Source organism: Actinocrinis sp. (genome assembly GCF_035938995.1).
Classification (GTDB): Bacteria; Actinomycetota; Actinomycetes; order Streptomycetales; family Catenulisporaceae; genus DASZGI01.
Genome location: NZ_DASZGI010000023.1, coordinates 1 through 4,327, shown reverse-complemented (window position 1 = coordinate 4,327; position 4,327 = coordinate 1). Strand labels below are relative to the sequence as shown.

The window sequence follows — 4,327 nt, the reverse complement described above, 5'->3', positions numbered from 1 at the left end:
ACCCGCCCGGTCCGGCAGCAGCGACCACCGTCCGGTCACGGTCGGCGGGCCGGTGCGCGACGGCATCGCCGGGCGGCGCGTGCCGCCGCCCCCGCCGCCGTAGCGCCGCGGCGCGGGCCGCGGGTTGAACACGCCGCCCGTGGGCGGGGTGCGCGGCGGGATCGCCAGCCGTGAAGGCACCGCGGAGCGGCGCGGCGCGGCAGGACGGCGGGCGGCCCCGCCGCCGCTGGTCACCACCCGCAGCGGCGCGAGGGTGTCGTTGGTCAGCATCCCGGCCCACACGAGGTCCCAGACGGCGGTGACGAGGTCGACGTCCAGCGACGGGTGGCCGTCAAGGACCGCCGTGACCCGGTCGCTGAGCATCCGGAAGAACAGCGCGCCGCCTCCGGCCAGGGCCGTCAGCACCGCGCCGTGCAGCGGCGTCATCGTCGGCTCGCCGGGCTCGGGCAGTAGCAGCGGCGCGCTCTCCGCGGGGGTGAGCACCAGCCAGCCGTCCCCGCTGCCCACGGTCCCCGCGCCCGCCCAGACCACCTCGCCCGCCGCGGTGAGCTCGTCAAGCAGCGCGGGGGAGTAGCCGGGCACCCGGCTCGGCAGGATCAGCGTCTCCAGCGCCGAGGCGGGCACCGGCGCGCCGGCGAGCCGCTCGACCGCTTCCAGGACCACGCCGGCGTCCGCCCGCCGCCGGACCGGCGGCGCGCCGGCCGGCTGGATCCCGTGCCACGTCGGCAGGAACCGGCCGAGGACGGCGGGCTCCACCGGCTCCGCTTCCTTCCGCAGCCGCGCCAGGCACCGCCGCCGCAGCAGCCGCAGCACCTCGCTGTCGCACCATTCGGTGCCCCGGCGGCCCGCCAGGAACTCACCCTCGGCCATCCGGCCCTCGGCCGCCAGCCGGCGCAGCGCCGTCGCGACGACGGCGACGCCGAGCCCGTACCGCGTCGCGACCGCGCTCGCCGGGAACGGCCCGTGCGTCCGTGCGTACCGCGCGACGAGGTCGCCGAGCGGGTCGGGCAGCGGCTCGGTGAACGCCTCGGGGATGCCGACGGGCAGTGCCACGCCCAGCGCGTCGCGCAGCCGCCCCGCGTCCTCGATCGCGGCCCACATCGGCTGCCCGGCCACCCGCAGCTCGATGATGCGCCTGGCCGCCGACAAGCCCGCGAGCCAGCTGTCCGCCGCGCCCGGTTCCGTGCACCGCTCCGCCACCTCGTCGGCGGTCAGCGGCCCGCTGGTGCGCAGCAGGTCGGCGACGGCCTCCGCGTCCCGGCAGCGTCGGCCCTCCGACAGGTGCTGCAGGTCGCGCTCGGTCTCCTCGGCCACGCCCGCGTCGAGCAGCTCGCGCAGCCCGTCGGTGCCGAGCAGCTCCGCGAGCAGCGCCGGGTCGAGCGCGAGCGCCTGCGCGCGCCGCTCGGCGAGCGGCGCGTCGCCCTCGTACATGAAGGCGCCGACGTAGCGGAAGAGCAGGGATTTCCCGAACGGGCTCGGAGTGGCCGTTTCCACCTCCACCATCCTGATCCGGCGGGCGGCCAGGTCGCTGAGCAGCTCCGTCAGGGCGGGCACGTCGAAGACGTCCTGGAGGCACTCCCTGACGGTCTCCAGCGTGATCGGGAAGCCCGGGTACTGGCTGGCGATCTCGAGCAGCTGCGCGCTGCGCTGCCGCTGCTGCCACAGCGGGGTGCGGCGCCCCGGCTGCCGCTTCGGCAGCAGCAGCGCCCGGCTGGCGCATTCCCTGAACCGGGAGGCGAACAGCGCGCTGCCGCCGACCTCGGCGGTGATGATGTCGGCGACCTCTTCCGGGTCGAGCAGCGCGATCCCGGCGGCCGGCGGCTCGTCGCTGTCCGGCACCCTGATGATGATCCCGTCATCGGTGTGCAGCGCCTGGACATCCATCCCGCCGTACCGCTCGCGCAGCCGTGCCGTGATGGCCAGCGCCCACGGCGCGTGCACCCGGTCCCCGTAAGGGCTGTGCAGCACGACGCGCCAGTCGCCGAGCTCGTCGCGGAACCGCTCCACGACGAGCGTCCTGTCGTCGGGCACGTGACCGGTCGCCTGCCGCTGGTCGGCGAGGTACTTGACCATGTTCCGCGCGGCGAGCGGGTCGAGCCCCGCTTCCTGGAGCTGCGCGACGGCCTGCTCGTCGGGCAGCTTCGACAGCTCGCGGATCTTCGCGCCGATCGCCTTGCCGAGCTCAGCGGGCCTGCCCTGCGTGTCGCCGTGCCAGAACGGCAGCTTGCCCGGCTGGCCCGGGGCCGGCAGCACCAGCACGCGGTCCGGCGTGATGTCCTCGATGCGCCACGAGCTGGCGCCGAGCACGAACACGTCGCCGACCCGCGACTCGTACACCATCTCTTCGTCGAGTTCGCCAACCCGTCGCGGCTGCTTGCTCTCCGCGGCCGGCAGGAACACCCCGAACAGCCCCCGGTCCGGGATCGTGCCGCCGCTGGTCACCGCCAGCTTCTGCGCTCCTGGCCTGCCGTGGATCACGCCGGCCATCCGGTCCCAGACGACCCGCGGCCGCAGGCCGGCGAACTCCTCGCCCGGGTACCGCCCGGCGAGCATGTCGAGCACCGCCTCGAGCACCGGCCTGGTCAGCCCGCTGAACGGCGCCGCGCGCCGCACCACGGCCTCGAGGTCATCCACCGGCCAGTCGTCGAGCGCCGCCATCGCGACGATCTGCTGGGCGAGCACGTCCAGCGGGTTGCGCGGGATCCGCAGCTCCTCGATCGCGCCGTCGTGCATCCGGCCCGCGACGACGGCGGCCTGCACCAGGTCACCGGTGTACTTGGGGAAGATGACCCCGCGGGAGATGTCGCCGACGTTGTGGCCGGCCCGGCCGACCCGCTGCAGCCCGCTGGCCACCGACGGCGGGGACTCGACCTGGATGACCAGGTCGACCGCGCCCATGTCGATGCCGAGCTCGAGGCTGGACGTGGCGACCACGGCGGGCAGCCGCCCGGCCTTGAGCGCCTCCTCGATCTCGGTCCGCTCCTGCCTGGAGACCGAGCCGTGGTGCGCCCGCGCGATCGTGACCGGCTCGTCGGGGTCGCCGGACCGTTCGGCGGCAAGCTCGTTGAGCCGTCCGCAGAGCCGCTCGGCCAGCCGGCGGGAGTTGGCGAACACGATCGTGGACCGGTGCTGCTCGATGAGGTCGAGTACCCGCTCCTCGACGTGCGGCCAGATCGACCGGCGCCTTACCGGGTCGTCCCTGCCGTCTTCATCGGGCAGCCCCTGCGCGGTCTCCAGGTCGGTCATGTCCTCCACAGGGACGATCACCTCGAGCTCGATGCGCTTCGCGCTGGCCGGCTGCACGACCGTGACCTGGCGCGCGCCGCCGAGGAACGTGGCGACCTCCTCGGGAGGCCGGACCGTCGCCGACAGCCCGATCCGCTGCGCCCGGCCGCCGTCGTCCCCGCTGCGCAGCGCGTCGAGCCGTTCGAGCGACAGTGCCAGGTGCGCGCCCCGCTTGTTGCCCGCCACCGCGTGCACCTCGTCGACGATCACCGTCTCGACCCCGCGCAGTATCTCCCTGGCCTGGGAGGTGAGCAGCAGGAACAGCGACTCCGGCGTGGTGATCAGGATGTCCGGCGGGCGGCTCGCGATCTTGCGCCGCTCGTCGGCCGCGGTGTCCCCGGTGCGGATCGCGACGCCGATGTCGGGCTCGGGCAGCCCCAGCCGGTGCGACGCCTGCCTGATCCCGGTCAGCGGGGAGCGCAGGTTCCGCTCGATGTCCACCGCGAGCGCCTTCAGCGGCGAGACGTACAGCACCCGGCAGCGCCGCTTCCTGTCGGCGGGCGGCGGCGTGGCGGCGAGCCTGTCGATCGCCCACAGGAACGCGGCGAGCGTCTTTCCCGACCCGGTGGGCGCGACGACCAGCGTGTCGTCGCCCTTGCCGATAGCGCGCCACGCCTGCGCCTGCGCCTGCGTGGGCACGGCGAAAGCGCCCTCGAACCACGCCCGCGTCGCGGGCGAGAACCCGTCGAGGGCCTCGGCGCTGCTCACCGGTGGTTGTGCTGCCATCCCTCCATACTGCCTCCACCCGCCGACATTCCGGTCCGCCAGCGATGAGTTCCGGGAGCGGGAGCGGTCAGAATGACGATGTAGTGAATCTCACTGGGGAGGTCCGATGACCAGTAAGCCGTTCACCACCTGCCTGTGGTTCGACAACCAGGGCGAAGAGGCGGCGCACTACTACATGGGCATCTTCAAGGACTCCAGGCTCGGCCGGGTGCAGCGGTACACGAGCGCGGGGCCGGGCGCGGAAGGCACCGTCGCCGCGGTGGAGTTCGAGCTCAACGGCCAGAAGTTCCTGGCGCTCAACGGCGGCCCGCTGTAC

At 74.3% G+C, this 4,327-nt stretch carries 2 protein-coding genes; one reads left to right on the top strand and one right to left on the bottom strand.

Going from position 1 to position 4,327, the window contains the following annotated elements:
* Positions 1–4,011, bottom strand: a 4,011-nt coding sequence (locus tag VGZ32_RS01430) for a DNA glycosylase AlkZ-like family protein (protein ID WP_326883914.1), incomplete at its 3' end; no start/stop codon positions are given.
* A 106-nt stretch (positions 4,012–4,117) separates the two neighbouring features.
* Between VGZ32_RS01430 and VGZ32_RS01425 the strand changes: the two genes are divergently transcribed.
* A partial coding sequence (locus tag VGZ32_RS01425; RefSeq protein WP_326883913.1) for a VOC family protein occupies positions 4,118–4,327 on the top strand: 210 nt, incomplete at its 3' end.